Annotated in this window: 11 protein-coding genes and 1 pseudogene; 7 read left to right on the top strand and 5 right to left on the bottom strand. The window is 71.2% G+C overall.

Going from position 1 to position 12350, the window contains the following annotated elements:
* Positions 1–7 precede the first annotated feature (7 nt).
* Both miaA and ACLQ24_RS04000 read right to left on the bottom strand, forming a co-directional pair.
* Entirely contained in the window at positions 8–985 is a 978-nt protein-coding gene (gene miaA / locus ACLQ24_RS04005) for a tRNA (adenosine(37)-N6)-dimethylallyltransferase MiaA (RefSeq protein ID WP_425889032.1), read from the bottom strand.
* Positions 910–1692 carry a class III extradiol dioxygenase subunit B-like domain-containing protein gene (locus ACLQ24_RS04000; protein ID WP_425889031.1) on the bottom strand — a complete coding sequence of 261 codons (783 nt, stop codon included), beginning with the start codon at positions 1690–1692 and terminating at the stop codon, positions 910–912. The genes miaA and ACLQ24_RS04000 overlap by 76 nt, the downstream gene beginning before the upstream one ends.
* Before the next feature lie 201 nt (positions 1693–1893).
* Here ACLQ24_RS04000 and ACLQ24_RS03995 point away from each other — a divergent pair, with 201 nt between their 5' ends.
* From ACLQ24_RS03995 to ACLQ24_RS03980, 4 genes and pseudogenes are all read left to right on the top strand, one after another.
* Entirely contained in the window at positions 1894–3102 is a 1209-nt protein-coding gene (locus ACLQ24_RS03995; RefSeq protein ID WP_425889030.1) for a DUF349 domain-containing protein, read from the top strand.
* A gap of 475 nt (positions 3103–3577) precedes the next feature.
* Positions 3578–5185, top strand: a complete 1608-nt coding sequence (locus ACLQ24_RS03990; protein WP_425889029.1) for a cellulase family glycosylhydrolase — start codon at positions 3578–3580, stop codon at positions 5183–5185.
* Between the two features lie 133 nt (positions 5186–5318).
* A pseudogene (locus ACLQ24_RS03985) lies at positions 5319–5612 on the top strand (cellulose binding domain-containing protein); the annotation flags it as partial.
* A 120-nt stretch (positions 5613–5732) separates the two neighbouring features.
* Positions 5733–6623 carry a pectate lyase family protein gene (locus tag ACLQ24_RS03980; protein ID WP_425889094.1) on the top strand — a complete coding sequence of 297 codons (891 nt, stop codon included), beginning with the start codon at positions 5733–5735 and terminating at the stop codon, positions 6621–6623.
* A 91-nt stretch (positions 6624–6714) separates the two neighbouring features.
* Here the strand turns inward: ACLQ24_RS03980 and miaB are convergent, their stop codons facing one another.
* Positions 6715–8214, bottom strand: a complete 1500-nt coding sequence (gene miaB / locus ACLQ24_RS03975; RefSeq protein ID WP_425889028.1) for a tRNA (N6-isopentenyl adenosine(37)-C2)-methylthiotransferase MiaB — start codon at positions 8212–8214, stop codon at positions 6715–6717.
* A gap of 56 nt (positions 8215–8270) precedes the next feature.
* On the opposite strand from miaB, the gene ACLQ24_RS03970 reads away from it, so the two are divergent.
* Positions 8271–8522: a DUF2277 family protein gene (locus ACLQ24_RS03970; RefSeq protein WP_425889027.1), complete on the top strand. Its 252-nt coding sequence runs from the start codon at positions 8271–8273 to the stop codon at positions 8520–8522.
* A 184-nt stretch (positions 8523–8706) separates the two neighbouring features.
* On the opposite strand, the gene ACLQ24_RS03965 is transcribed toward ACLQ24_RS03970, so the two are convergent.
* Positions 8707–9186, bottom strand: coding sequence for a hypothetical protein (locus tag ACLQ24_RS03965; protein WP_425889026.1), 480 nt, complete (start codon positions 9184–9186; stop codon positions 8707–8709).
* Between the two features lie 272 nt (positions 9187–9458).
* Positions 9459–10448, bottom strand: a complete 990-nt coding sequence (gene selD / locus ACLQ24_RS03960) for a selenide, water dikinase SelD (protein ID WP_425889025.1) — start codon at positions 10446–10448, stop codon at positions 9459–9461.
* A 194-nt stretch (positions 10449–10642) separates the two neighbouring features.
* Between selD and ACLQ24_RS03955 the strand changes: the two genes are divergently transcribed.
* Complete coding sequence (locus ACLQ24_RS03955; RefSeq protein WP_425889024.1) at positions 10643–11398, top strand: amino acid ABC transporter ATP-binding protein; 756 nt, start codon at positions 10643–10645, stop codon at positions 11396–11398.
* A gap of 58 nt (positions 11399–11456) precedes the next feature.
* Complete coding sequence (locus tag ACLQ24_RS03950) at positions 11457–12323, top strand: glutamate ABC transporter substrate-binding protein (protein WP_425889023.1); 867 nt, start codon at positions 11457–11459, stop codon at positions 12321–12323.
* Positions 12324–12350: the final 27 nt, after the last annotated feature.

Raw genomic sequence — 12350 nt, 5'->3', positions numbered from 1 at the left:
GACCCCATCATCGCGCAGCGGCCGGCACCAGGCGCAGGGCGGCCTCGATCAGGTCCGGCGCGGCCGAGTCGAGCCACTGGACGCGGGAGTCGCGCCGGAACCAGGACCGCTGCCGGCGGACGAAACGCCGGGTGGACCGGATCGTCTCGTCGTGCGCCTGTTCCTCCGTCAGCTCGCCGTCGAGCAGGCGCAGCACCTGCTGGTAGCCGAGCGCACGGCTGGCCGTCCGCCCGTCGGCCAGACCCCGGCCCACCAGCTCACGGGTCTCGTCGACCAGCCCGTCGGCCCACATCCGGTCCACCCGCAGCGCGATCCGCTCGTCCAGCAGCCCGGTGTCCAGGTCGACGCCGAGCTGCACCGACGGGTAGTACGGACTCGGCTGCGGCAGCGACGCGGTGAACGGCGCGCCGGTCAACTCGATCACCTCCAGCGCCCGGACGATCCGCCGGCCGTTGCCCGGCAGGATGCCCTCGGCGGCCACCGGGTCGACGGCACGGAGCCGCGCGTACAGCGGCGCCGGCCCGACCTCGGCCAACTCGCGTTCCAGCCGCTCGCGCAGCGCCGCGTCGGTGCCGGGGAACTCGAACCGTTCCAGCACCGCCCGCACGTACAGCCCCGAGCCACCCACCAGCAGCGGCACCCGACCCCGGGACAGGATGTCGTCCACCGCCGCGCGGGCCAACCGCTGGTACTCCGCGACGCTGGCCGGCTCGGTGACCTCCCAGATGTCGAGCAGGTGGTGCGGCACCCCGTTCCGCTCGGCGGCGGTCAGTTTGGCGGTGCCGATGTCCATGCCCCGGTAGAGCTGCATCGAGTCGGCGTTGACCACCTCCCCGTCGAGGGCGTGCGCCAGCGCGATGCTCAACGCCGACTTGCCCGCCGCCGTCGGCCCCACCACCGCGACGACTGTCACATCCGCTCCCAGGACGCCACGAAGTAGGCCACCCCGTAGGGCGCCGACTCGTGCAGCAACCCGCCGCGCCACCCGCCGCCGCTGGCGCGGGCCGCGTCGGCGAGCACCTGCCACGCCGCCCGGCCGGCGACCTTCAACTGCGCCGACACACTCGGGTCCAGGTCGCGCAGGGCGTCCACGTCCGCCTCGGCCAGGGCTGCGGCAACCCCCTCGTCGTACGGGAGAGCGCGCTGGTCGTCGTACCCGGGCGCCTTCTGGCCCCGGCAGGCGGACCCGTCGCCGAGCACCAGCAGCGCCACCCGGTCACCGGCGGCGGCGACCTCCGCGGCGAGCGCGGCCACCTCGGCCGGTCCGGCGTCGGCGGTCACCTGCATGGCGGTCACCTGCGTCGCCGGCGTCGGCGTCGGCGGGACGGCCGCCTGTCCGGGCGTCGCCTGGTCGTTCGTCGTCGTGGGGAGCGGGGCGTGCCGGGACAGCAGCCACGCGCCGATGGTCAGGCTCAGCGGCAGCACGGCCCCCCGGTCGGGCTGACCGGAGACCAGGGGCACCTCCAGGTCGACACCCCAGGGCTGGAGGGAGCCGGTGGCCGGGGGTTGGATCGGACCGGTCACCGGGCCGACGCCGAGCAGCACCACCGCGTCCGGAGCCGTGGCCAACAGCCGGCGAACAGCGAGGTCACAGGCCGCCCGCAGGTCGTCCAGTTCCCTGGCGGCGGCACCGGCCACTTCGGGCACGAGCAGGGGCGGATGTGGGCAGACAGCGGCGGCGACCAGTGGCACCCGTTCACCGTAGCGGGAATCCCCGGTGCGTCTCCGCGGCGATCCGGTCAATCAGGCCCTAGGACACCGTATGGTCACGGTCGGCGATAGGCGCTCGACGCGGACCGGGTCGGACCTGTGACAATGCCGGAAGCAACTTGGCTGCGCCGTGGCGGCGACGGGGGACGGCTCCCTCGACGCCGGGAGAACGAGGATGGGCACATGAGCGACTGGACTGCCTTCGGACGGGTGGACGCGGACGGCACCGTCTACGTCAAGACCGCCGAAGGCGAGCGGGTGGTCGGATCCTGGCAGGCAGGAGCACCGGAGGAGGGCCTCGCGCACTTCGCGCGCCGCTTCGCCGACCTGGTCACCGAGGTGGACCTGACCGAAGCGCGGCTCAACTCGGGCGCGGCGGACGCCGGGCACTCGTTGAGCACGATCCGGCGGATCCGCGCCACGCTGCCGGAGGCCCACGTGGTCGGCGACATCGACGCCCTGGCCGCCCGACTGGACAAGCTGGCGACCCTCGCCGAGGAGAAGGCGACCGAGGCGCGTGCCGCCCGGGACGTCGCCCGGGGTGAGGCCCTGGCCCGCAAGACCGCCCTGGTCGAGGAGGCCGAGAAGCTCGCCGCGGAGTCGACCGGCTGGAAGACGGCCGGTGACCGGCTCAAGGAGATCCTCGACGAGTGGAAGACCATTCGCGGGGTCGACAAGAAGGCCGACGGTGAGCTGTGGAAGCGGTTCGCCGCCGCGCGGGACGGCTTCACCCGGCGTCGGGGCGCCCACTTCGCCTCGCTGGACGCGACGCGCAAGCAGGCGCAGACCGTCAAGGAAGAGCTGGTCGCCGAGGCCGAGAAGATCAAGGACTCCACCGAGTGGGCGGCCACGGCCAACCAACTCAAGGAGCTGATGACGCAGTGGAAGGCCGCCCCGCGTGCCTCCAAGGAAGCCGAGCAGAAGCTCTGGGAACGGTTCCGGGCCACGCAGGACGCCTTCTTCAGCCGGCGCAGCGAGGTCTTCTCCGCCCGGGACAACGAGCAGCGCGGCAACCTGGAACGTAAGCAGGCCCTGCTGGCCGAGGCCGAGGCCCTGGACATCGACGCCGACCCCAAGGGCGCCCAGGCCAAGCTGCGGGAGATCCAGGCCCAGTGGCACGAGGCCGGCCGAGTGCCCCGCGAGGCCGCCGCCGGGCTGGAGCGCCGGTTGCGTGTCATCGACGACAAGGTCCGCGAGGTGATGGACTCCGCGTGGCGGCGTACCACCAAGGAGGACAACCCGCTGCTCGCCCAGATGCGGGCGCAGGTGGCGGAGGCCGAGGAGCGGCTGGCCCGGGCGCAGAGCGCCGGGGACGCCCGTCGGATCAAGGAGGCCGAGCAGGCCCTCGCCTCCAAGCGGCAGTTCCTTCAGCTCGCCGAGCAGGCCGGCTGACCTGACACCGTCCGGAGCCCCCGGTCCCTCTCGGGACCGGGGGCTCCAACGTGTCCGGCGCTCACACCCGCGCGTCCCGCGTTCCGGCGTTCCGGCGCCCCCGCGCCCCGGCGCCCCCGCGCCCCGGCGCCCCGGCGCCCCCGCCCCGCGCCCCGCGCCCCGCGCCCCGCGCCCCGCGCCCCGCGCCCCGCGCCCCGCGCCCCGCGCCAAGATTCACGCAACTTCCCGGCGGGCAGTTGACGCATTGAGGTGGGCTGATGAGAATGGGCGACGGAGTCAGGTAGGGCCACCGGGCCGAGGGCGACGACGGCGAGCATCGCTGTCGAGGATCGGCCGGTGAGCTGCCGCGAGTTTCCCGTCCGCGTGACATGGGCCGTCGCGCACTGTCCGCGTACCCCAAGGGGACCGTGACGTGCGGACGGCCGCCCGCCGGCGTCGTCGCTCGACGGCGTCGTGCCTCCGAAGTGGAGCTCGAATGATCCGTGGTACAGCTCTTGGCGGCGCGCTGACCGCGCTCGCCACCGCAGCGGCCGGCGTGTTCCTCGCCGCCGCCGTCAGCACCACCCCGGCTTCCGCCGCGGGTACCGGCACCGGCTATCTGCACACGAACGGTAACCAGATCGTGGACAGCACCGGTGCCACGGTCCGGTTGACTGGCATCAACTGGTTCGGCATGGAGACCGACAACAAGACCTTCCACGGTCTGTGGTCGAGCAATCCGTGGCGGGGGCAGCTCGACACGATGGCCCGGCTGGGCTACAACACGTTGCGGGTGCCGTACTCGAACGACGCGCTGAAGCCGGGCGCGACGGCCACCGGGATCAACGATTTCGTCAACCCGGACCTGATCGGGCTCTCGCCGTTGCAGATCCTGGACAAGGTGATCGACTACGCCGGCAGCAAGGGGATGCGGATCATCCTGGACCGGCACCGGCCGACGTCGGCCGGGCAGTCGCCGCTGTGGTACACGTCGACGGTCTCCGAGGCGACCTGGATCAACGACTGGAAGATGCTCGCCCAGCGGTACGCGGGCAACCCCACGGTGATCGGCGCGGACCTGCACAACGAGCCGCACGCCGAGGGCACCAACCCGGCGGCCACCGGCGCGTGCTGGGGGTGCGGTGACACCACCCGGGACTGGCGGCTCGCCGCCGAGCGCGCCGGCAACGCCATCCTCGGTGTCCAGCCCAACTGGTTGATCTTCGTGGAGGGGGTGAGCTGCCCGAGCGGTGGCCTCTCCAACGTCTGGGACAACGACCCGAGCAACGACGAGGACTGCGGGTGGTGGGGCGGCAACCTGTCGAAGGCGGGTCAGTTCCCGGTACGCCTGAGCGTGGCGAACCGGCTGGTCTACTCGCCGCACGAGTACGCCACGTCGGTGTACCGGCAGACCTGGTTCGACGCCCCGGACTACCCGGCGAACATGCCGGCCATCTGGGACAAGTACTTCGGTTACCTCTACAAGCAGAACATCGCCCCGATCATGATGGGCGAGTTCGGCAGCACTCTGGCCGACCCGAAGGACAAGGTGTGGCTGGAGAAGTTGATGGCGTACACCGGTACCGGGGTGACCGGGATGTCGTTCACCTACTGGTCGTGGAACCCGAACTCGGGCGACACCGGCGGCATCGCGCTCGACGACTGGACCAACATCAACACCACCAAGCAGGCGATCCTGCAGCCGTACCTGATCGCGCCGAACGGCGGCGGACCCACCGGCGGGCCGACCGGTGGCCCCACGGGCGGCCCCACCGGCGGGCCGACGAGCACGCCCCCGGGCGCCTGTACGGCCACCTACCGGCAGGTCAACGCCTGGCAGGGCGGCTTCCAAGGTGAGTTGACCGTCAAGAACACCGGTACGGCCGCAGTGAACCCGTGGACCGTTACCTGGAGTTGGCCGTCCGGAGTGACGCTGGGCAGTGGGTGGAATGCCACCGTCACCCAGTCCGGTACGACGGTCACGGCCGCCGCGCCCAGCCACGCGCCGTCGCTGGCGGCGGGGGCATCGGTCACCGTGGGCTTCACCGCCAACGGTACGGCCAGCGCCCCGGCGACCGTGAAGCTCAACGGCGCCAGCTGTTGAGCCACCGAGGTGGCCGCGCCCACGCCGAGAGCGTCGGCCACCTCGGGCCGGGCGCACGCCGAGGGCGTCGGCCACCTGGGGCGGGCGCAGGCCGGCCCCTTCGTAGGTCGGGCGCACCACGGCCACCGCCGCGCTGGTCACCGGCGGTCTCCTGACGGCCGTCTCGGCCCAGGCGGCAGCCGGCTGTCAGGTCGCCTACTCGGTCGCCAGCCAGTGGCCGGGCGGGTTCACCGGCAACGTCACGGTCACCAACCTCGGCGACCCGGTCTCGGGGTGGACGCTGCGCTGGTCGTACGGGGCCGGCCAGCAGGTCAACCAGGCATGGGGGGCTACCGTCACGCAGAGCGGCAGCCAGGTCTCCGCCGCCAACGTCGATTACAACGGCAACCTGGCCACCAACGGCAGTGCCTCGTTCGGCTTCAACGCGAGCTGGAACAACTCCAGCAACCCGGTGCCGACCAACTTCACCCTGAACAACGTGGCCTGCACCGGCGGCACCACCACCCCGACCACGCCGACCAACCCCGGCACGCCCACCACCCCGCCGATCCCCAGCGATCCGCCGCCGAGCATTCCGCCGCCGACCGGCCTCGTCGGTTGGGCAACCCAGAACGGCGGCACCACCGGCGGTGGAGGTGCCCCGGCGACCACCGTGACGAACGCCTCGGCGCTGACCAGCGCGCTCAACGCGACCGGGTCGGCGGTGATCCGGGTCTCCGGCACCATCTCCTGCTCGGGCATGCTGCGGGTCCGGTCCAACAAGACCATCCTCGGCAACTCCGGCGCGACGATCGCCGGCTGCGGACTCAACGTCAGCGGTGACCGCAACGTCATCATCCGGAACCTGACCTTCCGGGACTGGAACGACGACGCGATCAACGTGCAGGAGTCGGCCACCAACATCTGGATCGACCACAACACCTTCAGCAACGGGTACGACGGCGCGGTCGACATCAAGCGCGGGTCGGACTTCGTCACCGTGTCGTGGAACCGGGTCTTCAACCACGACAAGACCATGCTGCTCGGCCACAGCGACGACAACGGCGCCCAGGACACCGGGCACCTGCGGGTGACCTACCACCACAACTGGTTCGACGGCAGCAAGCAGCGCAACCCGCGGGTGCGCTTCGGCAACCCGGTGCACGTCTACAACAACTACTACCGGGCCAACACTGGCTACGGGGTGGCCTCCACCGAGAACGCCGGCGTGCTCGTCGAGGGCAACTACTTCGAGAACGTGCCCGACACGTACTACCTCGGCGAGGCTGACTCCGGGCCGGGACGGCTGGTGGCCCGCAACAACCACTTCGTCAACTCGCCCGCCGGGCAGACCGGCGGCAGCGTCGCCAGCATCCCGTACTCGTACCAACTGGATACCGCGAGCAACGTCAAGTCCATCGTGACGGGCGGCGCCGGCGCCGGTCGCATCACGGTCTGACCGTGGGTCGGTCGGGGTCCGCCGTGCCGGCGGCCCCGGCGGGGTCAGTGCGCGGCGCAGCCGGTCGTCGCCGCAGGTGTCGCGGCCGGGGTCAGTGCGCGGCGCAGCCGGTCGTCGCCGCGGGCGTCGCGGCCGGGGCACCGACCGTGGGCAGTCCGAGCAACACCCCGGGGGTACGCGGGGAGCGGCCGGCCTCGGCGGCGTCACCGGCCCGGGTCCGGCGGTGCGACAGGGGCGCGCCGTCGGCGTTGAGGTGGTGCGGCGCGGCGTACGTGATCTCGGTGTGCACGATGTCGCCGGGCCGGATCGACCCGGCGAAGCTACCCGCGTCGAAGTGCACGAGCCGGCCGTCGCGGGCCCGGCCGGACAGCCGCCCGGTCCGCTCGTCCTTGCGGCCCTCGCCGACCGCGACCAGCACCTCGACCGTCTCCCCCACGAGGCGCTTGTTCTCCGCCCAGGTGATCTCCTCGACGGTGGCGATCAGCCGCTCGTAGCGCTCCTGCACGACCTGCTTGGGCAGTTGGCCGTCCATCGTCGCGGCGGGGGTGCCGGGGCGCTTGGAGTACTGGAAGGTGAAGGCCGACGAGAAGCGGGCCTCGCGCACCACGTCCAGCGTGCGCTGGAAGTCGGCCTCGGTCTCGCCGGGGAAGCCGACGATGATGTCGGTGGTGATCGCCGCGTCCGGCATCGCCGCCCGGACCTTCTCGATGATCCCCAGGTAGCGCTCGGAGCGGTACGACCGGCGCATCGCCTTCAGCACGTCGTCGGAGCCCGACTGCAACGGCATGTGCAGCGAGTGGCACACGTTCGGGGTCTCGGCCATCGCGGCGATCACGTCGTCGGTGAAGTCCTTCGGGTGCGGGCTCGTGAACCGGACCCGCTCCAGGCCGTCGATCTCACCCGTCGCGCGCAGCAGCTTGCCGAACGCGTACCGGTCACCGAACTCGACACCGTAGGAGTTGACGTTCTGCCCGAGCAGGGTCACCTCCAGCACGCCCTCGTCGACCAGCGCGCGTACCTCGGAGAGGATGTCGCCGGGGCGCCGGTCCTTCTCCTTGCCGCGCAGGGAGGGCACGATGCAGAACGTGCAGGTGTTGTTGCAGCCCACCGAGATCGAGACCCAGCCGGCGTACGTGGACTCGCGGCGGGTCGGCAGCGTGGACGGGAAGACGTCCAGCGACTCCAGGATCTCCACCTCGGCGGCGGCGTTGTGCCGGGCCCGTTCCAGCAGCACCGGCAGCGCGCCGATGTTGTGCGTGCCGAAGACGACGTCCACCCAGGGCGCCTTGCGGACGATCTCGCCGCGGTCCTTCTGTGCCAGGCAACCACCGACGGCGATCTGCATGCCCGGGTGCTTGTCCTTCACGGGGCGCAGATGACCGAGGTTGCCGTAGAGGCGGTTGTCGGCGTTCTCCCGCACCGCACAGGTGTTGAAGACGACGATGTCCGGGGTGTCGTCGGCCTGGGGCGCGCGCACGTAGCCGGCCTGTTCGAGCAGGCCGGAGATGCGCTCGGAGTCGTGCACGTTCATCTGGCAGCCGTAGGTGCGCACCTGGTAGGTGCGCGGGCTGCCCGCCGCTGCGGTAGTCATGACCAGGACAGCGTATCCGGGTCAACCGGATCGCCCCGAACCGAGGAGCACCCGACATGTGCCGAAGCATCAAGACGTTGCGCGAGCCGTTCACCCCGCGGGTGACCAACGCGGACATCGAGGCGGCGGCGTTGCAGTACGTCCGGAAGATCTCGGGCTTCCGGGCGCCCGCCGCGCACAACGCCGCCACGTTCGAGGCCGCGGTGGCCGCCGTGACCGAAGCCACCCGCACCCTGCTCGACCAACTGGTCGTGCGGGGGTCGGGCACTGCCGATCGACCGGCCACCGCCGCCACCGGACACGCCTGACGCCCCGACGCGCCCGGCCCGGCTCGTTCGACCCGGCCGGCCCGGCTTGACCGACCCGGCCGGCCCGGCTTGACCGACCCGGTCGGATCGGCTTGACCGACCCGGTCGGCCCGGCTTGACCGACCCGGCTCGGCTTGACCGGCCGGTCGGTCGGGCTTGAGCGGCCGACCGGATCGGTGACGGCTCAGGCCGCGGCGAGGACCGGTGCGACGGTGTCGGGCGCCCAGCGGGAGCGGTGACACTGCGACCAGCCCCGGCAGCCCGGGTCGCCCAGCGTGCAGAGCCGCTGCCGGCTGAGCACCTCGCCGTCGTCGGTGTCCCGGACGTCGAAGTGCACCGGGCGGACCGTGCCGTCCGGTGCGACGAGCAGGTGCCGGCTGGCGTCGAGCGTGTCGTCACGCAGCAGGCAGTCCCGGCCCAGCAGCCGGGCCAGCGCGGCGATGCTGGCGTGCTCGGAGAGCCGCTCGGGCACCCCGTAACAGTCGATGACCGTCGAAAACTCGCCCGGCGCCTGCCAGACGTCACACACCACCGCGTACGCCGGCAGTCGCACCGGATCCGCCGCAGCCAGCGGCATCACCACCCGACCGAGCGCCTCGGCCAGCGCCGGGTAGACCTCAACGGGTCGTACCCGGTCGATTCTCCAGTTCCACAGCTCGGTCATTCCGCCTCCTCGCTGCGTTCGTCCCACCGGCCTCCGAATCGGGCCTTACTGACGATGGTGGGGGGCATTTGACCCCAGCCGGGGGCAAGTTACCGGTCTGTGACCATTCCGGGCAAAATTTCCCTGAGCGGCATTGCTCGGAGTAGCGGGAAGGTGACAGTTTATCGGGTATCGTGCGCCAGCCACGCCACCTGACGGGCGTGTCCCGGCACCACCTACCACGGTTCCGCGCCCCCTACGCGCCGCCGCTTCCGGCGCCGGGGCCGCGACCGTCAGCGCAGGACGACCAGGTGCTCCCTGCGGGGCAACAGCTCACCCACCACGGGTACGCCCGGCAGCTCACCGGCGACCAGTAGACCGCCGGACGTCTGCGCGTCGGCCAGCAGCAGTCGCTCGTCCTCGTCCGCCGCGCCGAAATCCGTCCACGGGGTGACCCACTCCAGGTTCCGTCGGCTGCCGCCGCTGACGTACCCGTCGCGCAGCGCCTCCCGCGCGCCGGCCAGGTACGGCACCCGGGCCGTGTCGATGGCCACCGTCAGCCGGCTGGCGCGGGCCAGCTTCGAGGCGTGCCCGAGCAGGCCGAACCCGGTCACGTCGGTGCCGCACCGGACACCGGCGGCGACCGCGGCGCGCGCGGCGTCCCGGTTGAGCGCGCTCATCGTGGCGACTGCCTCCGGGAAGCTCTCACCGGTAGCCTTGTGTCGGGTGTTGAGCACGCCCACACCGAGCGGCTTGGTCAGTGACAGCGGAATCCCGGCCTGACCGGCGTCCAGAGTGATCAGTTCCTCGGGTCGTACGGTGCCGGTGACCGCGAGCCCGTACTTCGGACCGTCGTCGTCCACGCTGTGCCCGCCGGCCAGGTGACAGCCCGCCTGCCGGGCCACGTCCTGGCCGCCGCGCAGCACCTCCCGCGCCAACTCCAGCGGCAGCACGTCACGCGGCCAGCAGAGCAGGTTGAGCGCCACCAGCGGGGTGCCACCCATCGCGTACACGTCAGACAACGCGTTGGCCGCGGCGATGCGCCCCCAGTCGTAGGCGTCGTCGACGACCGGGGTGAAGAAGTCCGCCGTGCTGACCAGGCCCGTGCGCTCGTCCAGGCGGACCACCGCGGCGTCGTCGCCGTGGTCCAGGCCGACCAGCAGCTCCGCGGTGCCGGTGGCGGGGCCGAGACCGGCCACCATGACCTCCAGCTCGCCGGGCGGAATCTTGCAGGCACACCCACCGCCGCGGGCGTACTTCGTCAGGCGCACCAGTTCGGTCATGCTCCCATCGTCGCGGGCATCCGATGCCGCCGCCACCGTTGCGGCCCGCGCGGTGACCGAAATCGGACCCCCGACAACGATCGTGACCGGTGTTACCGCTCCGTGACCAACTGGCTTGCGTTACGCCACATCACGCCGCCTACAGTTGCCCAACCGGGGGTCGACCGACCCGATCCGGAGAGGCGACAGGGACGGTGGACAACGTGACGACGGGCCAACCGCTCATCGTGCTAGACGCGGTCAACAAGTGGTTCGGGCCGCTGCACGTGCTGGACGACGTCTCGCTCTCGGTGGGTCGGGGCGAGGTGCTCGTGGTGATCGGCCCGTCCGGCTCCGGCAAGTCGACGCTGTGCCGTGCCATCAACCGACTGGAACCGATCAGCTCGGGAACCATCACCTTCGACGGTCAGCCGCTGCCGGCCGAGGGCAGGCCCCTCGCCCGGCTGCGCAGCGAGGTGGGCATGGTCTTCCAGTCCTTCAACCTCTTCGCCCACAAGACCATCCTGGAGAACGTCACCCTCGGGCCGATCAAGGTCCGCAAGGAGAAGCCCGCCGTGGCCCGCGAGCGCGGTCTGGCCCTGCTCGACCGGGTCGGTATCGCCAACCAGGCGGACAAGTTCCCGGCCCAGCTCTCCGGCGGTCAGCAGCAGCGGGTGGCGATCGCCCGCGCCCTGGCCATGCAGCCCAAGGCGATGCTGTTCGACGAGCCGACCAGCGCGCTGGACCCGGAGATGGTCGGCGAGGTGCTGGACGTGATGACCTCCCTGGCCAGCGACGGCATGACCATGGTCGTGGTCACCCACGAGATGGGCTTCGCCCGGCACGCCGCCAACCGGGTCATCTTCATGGCCGACGGCAAGCTCGTCGAGGACGCCTCTCCGGCGGAGTTCTTCGCCAACCCGCGCAGCGAGCGGGCCAAGGACTTCCTCTCCAAGATCCTCACGCACTAGGCGTCCCGTAGTGGAGCGTGCCGTACAACGGCGGGCTCCGTCGAAGAAGGAGAAGAGTATGCGTATCAAGCGCGTTGCGGCAGTCGCCGCCGTCGCGGCTCTGGCCGTCACCATGACCGCCTGCGGCGGGGACGAAGGCGGCAGCACCGGCAGCTCGGGCGCCAAGGGCATCGTGGGCAAGGCGGAGAAGCAGAAGAAGCTCGTGATCGGCGTCAAGGCTGACCAGCCGGGCCTGGGTCTGCAGACCGGCAGCCAGTACGAGGGCTTCGACATCGAGATCGGCAAGATCGTGGCCAAGGGCCTCGGCGTCGACGCCAACAACATCGAGTGGAAGACGACGGTCTCCTCCAACCGGGAGCCGTTCATCCAGCAGGGCACCGTCGACCTGGTGGTGGCGACCTACACCATCAACGACGAGCGCAAGCAGAAGGTCAACTTCGCCGGCCCGTACTTCATCGCCGGTCAGGACCTGCTGGTCAAGGCCGACTCGACAGTCGCCGGTCCGGAGGGTCTCGACGGCAAGAAGGTCTGCTCGGTCTCGGCGTCCACCCCCGCCAAGCGGATCCAGAGCGATTACCCGAAGGCCAAGCTGCAGCTGTTCGACTCGTACTCCAAGTGCCTGCCACTGCTGGAGAACGGCCAGGTCGACGCCGTCACCACCGATGACATCATCCTCGCCGGCTATGCCGCTCAGTCCCAGTACGCCGGCAAGTTCAAGGTCGTCGGCAAGACCTTCTCCAGCGAGCCCTACGGCATCGGCCTGAAGAAGGACGACAAGGACGGCTGCGAGAAGGTCAACGAGATCCTGAAGACCGCCGCCTCGGATGGCACCTACAAGGCCGCCTGGGACGCCACCCTGGGCAAGAGCGGCAAGGCCGCGCCCGAGCTGGACACCACCAAGCTGACCAACTGCGGCAGCGTCTGATCGGTTTCGAGGGCCGACACCCGCGAC

This window comes from Micromonospora sp. DT4, assembly GCF_049841675.1.
Classification (GTDB): Bacteria; Actinomycetota; Actinomycetes; order Mycobacteriales; family Micromonosporaceae; genus Micromonospora.
This window is presented reverse-complemented; position numbering and strand designations above follow the sequence as displayed.